At 56.8% G+C, this 220-nt stretch carries 1 protein-coding gene; it reads left to right on the forward strand.

The features are described from left to right. Positions 1 to 167, forward strand: a 167-nt coding sequence (locus ACM615_RS24290) for a DUF1304 family protein (protein ID WP_431012693.1), incomplete at its 5' end; no start/stop codon positions are given. Between the last annotated feature and the right edge of the window lie 53 nt (positions 168 to 220).

Consider the following 220-nt stretch of genomic DNA (forward strand, 5'->3'; position numbering starts at 1 on the left):
TGGGCTTTTTTCACCCGGACGCGGCCATCGCCCATGCATTCACCGTCTTCGGCCTGGCTTGCATCGCCGTGGCCGGCGTATGGGGCGCGGCGACTGTCATGACGCGCATCCTCTACCTGCAAACGGTGCCCGCCGTCATCGCCTTGCTGCTATTCCACTTCGATTGATTCCTGCCTGAAAAATCCATCGGCCTTCACGCTTTTTACTTATATCGTAATAT

Origin of the sequence: Rahnella sp. PAMC25617 (assembly GCF_050606005.1) — a bacterium.
In the GTDB taxonomy this organism is placed as follows: domain Bacteria; phylum Pseudomonadota; class Gammaproteobacteria; order Enterobacterales; family Enterobacteriaceae; genus Rahnella; species Rahnella variigena.